Raw genomic sequence first — 1,785 nt, 5'->3', positions numbered from 1 at the left:
GTCACTCCCGGCCGCGGACCGCGCGTGCCCGGTGTCGAGCCGGCACGCGAGGTGCTCGGCGTCGGCGAGTGCCCGGGTGAGTCGGGCTTGTGCTGTGGCGAGGTCGGCCTGAGCGTTCTCGACACGGCGGGTGATCGACGCGAGCGCGAACGCGTCCGCGTCGGAGAGCCCGACCCGCTCGACAACTATCGAAGACATATTCGAATGTTACCCCGACCCACCGACATCCACCCGAGCCGAGACGCCCCCGCAGAGAGGTCAACCGACGCGCCGGCCCCCGCCGCCTGGAGACGCGCCCCGCCCGGCCTTCACCCGCCCAACGCCGTGCGCTTTTCGCCGACCGCCCGGGTGCATCAGGTTGGCGAACGGCAGCGGCAGCGCGGGGTCGACGAGGGCGCCGCGAACGTCTGGTGTGAGCTGTGCCATGAACACATCGAGCATCGCCATCTCGGCATGGGCGTACTCGCCGGTCGCGCCGAAATGCACCCACATGCCGTCAGGGGGAGCGAGCATCTTGACCGGCCAGCCCCCGGCGTGAGGCCCGCGAGCGCCGTACTCGGTGCGGTAGAACTGCGCCATCCGGGTCCCGACGCTTCGCGACGCCAAGCCCACGTATGCAACCGTCTCCCGCGCCGGCCACATGGCCGCGAGGCGGGATGTCAGACTCTCGACGGTCGCAGCGGCTCCATCGACGGTCGCCTCCGGCCGGGCGATGAGCAAGGCGGACACGGCGGACTCGTCTACCGGGCAGTCGGGCAACCCATCGGCTGTCGTCGGATCCGCCGCCGTCGAGACCACGTAGATCCCAGGGCCGCTCAGAGGAACGCGCCCACCCCAGGGCACGACGCCGCCGTAGGCCACGTCCGCGTGCTCGAAGAGCTGCAGGACGTTCACCCCGCGGCGCCGAATGTCTGCACACCCACGACGCCGAGCAGCCGCAGCTTCTCCTCGTCGCTCGACCCGGGCGCGGCGGTGAGCACGAGCAGCGCCTGCGACTGGTCCTCGGTGAACAGCACCTGGCAGTCGACCTCGATCGGCCCGATCTCGGGATGGATCAGCACCTTGTGGTCGCTGAAGCGCCGCGCGACCTCCTGCCGATCCCACAGCTCGGCGAACTCCGCGCTCGAGCGCCGAAGCTCGTCGACCAGCATCTGCGCGGGCCCGCTCTCGACGGCGACGACGGCACGCAGCCCCGACACGAGCGCGCGCGACTGGCGGTCGCGGTCGGACGCGGGATAGCGGGCGCGTGCGTCGTCGGCGTGGACGAACCAGCGGTACGCCTCGTACCGCTCCCAGCCGGTGGCATCGGCGTGGTCGCCGAGCAGCGCGGCGCCCAGTCGGTTCTGCAGCAAGGTCTCGCCGAGCGTCGAGATGATCACGGCCGGGGTGTCGGAGAGCCGGTCGAAGACGCGCTGCAGCGCGGGAGCCACGTGGTCGCGCGAGCGGATGCGGTCGGGCGCGCTGTGCCCGGCTACCCGGAACAGGTAGTCGCGCTCATCCGCGGTCAGCCGCAGCGCCCGCGCGACGGAGCCGAGCATCTGCGTGCTCGGTTGCGGGCCGCGCTGCTGCTCCAGCCGCGTGTAATAGTCGGTCGACATCGCCGCCAGCTGCGCCACCTCTTCGCGGCGCAGCCCCGCCGCGCGGCGACGCGCGCCGGCGGGCAGGCCCGCATCCGCGGGGCGCAGCTGTTCGCGGCGCGAGCGGAGGAACTCGGCGAGAGCGGCACGGTCCATGCCCCCATTCTGGATGCGGGGCGCCGCCGCATCCAGGGACCGCCGATCCCCC

Annotated in this window: 3 protein-coding genes; all 3 read right to left on the bottom strand. The window is 72.4% G+C overall.

The genetic code is table 11. The features are described 5' to 3' along the window. A partial coding sequence (locus AB0N73_RS16320) for a hypothetical protein (protein ID WP_363565417.1) occupies positions 1-198 on the bottom strand: 198 nt, incomplete at its 3' end. A 60-nt stretch (positions 199-258) separates the two neighbouring features. Continuing rightward, positions 259-894 carry a hypothetical protein gene (locus tag AB0N73_RS16315; protein ID WP_363565415.1) on the bottom strand — a complete coding sequence of 212 codons (636 nt, stop codon included), beginning with the start codon at positions 892-894 and terminating at the stop codon, positions 259-261. Continuing rightward, a complete protein-coding gene (locus AB0N73_RS16310; RefSeq protein ID WP_363565419.1) occupies positions 891-1,733 on the bottom strand; it encodes a helix-turn-helix transcriptional regulator in 843 nt (280 codons plus the stop codon). Before AB0N73_RS16310 ends, AB0N73_RS16315 begins: the two co-directional genes overlap by 4 nt. Between the last annotated feature and the right edge of the window lie 52 nt (positions 1,734-1,785).

The organism is Microbacterium sp. NPDC089189 (assembly GCF_040685095.1).
Taxonomy (GTDB): Bacteria; Actinomycetota; Actinomycetes; order Actinomycetales; family Microbacteriaceae; genus Microbacterium.
Note: the sequence above shows the minus strand (reverse complement) of the source record. Positions and strands in the feature narration are given on the sequence as shown.

Excerpts from the sequence above, each read along its gene's own strand:
- AB0N73_RS16310 (WP_363565419.1), bottom strand. The coding sequence starts at position 1,733 with ATGGACCGTGCCGCTCTCGCCGAGTTCCTCCGCTCGCGCCGCGAACAG.